The following is a 211-nucleotide window of genomic DNA, read 5'->3' on the forward strand; positions in this document are numbered from 1 at the left end:
CATGTTGAAAAATGCGGGGATGAGGTGGGGGTAGCGGAGAAATTCCAATCGAACCCGGAGATAGCTGGTTCTCCCCGAAATAGCTTTAGGGCTAGCCTCGGAAAAAAGAATCGTGGAGGTAGAGCACTGATTGGGTGCGGGGCCCGCAAGGGTTACCAAGCTCAGTCAAACTCCGAATGCCATAGATTTAGTTCCGGGAGTCAGACAGTGA

Annotated in this window: 1 rRNA gene; it reads left to right on the top strand. The window is 52.1% G+C overall.

Annotation, left to right across the window (positions count from 1 at the left end):
• Nucleotides 1–211 (top strand): 23S ribosomal RNA (locus LCF57_RS08035); the annotation flags it as partial.

The organism is Paenibacillus sp. BJ-4 (assembly GCF_020404765.1).
GTDB lineage: Bacteria > Bacillota > Bacilli > Paenibacillales > Paenibacillaceae > Paenibacillus.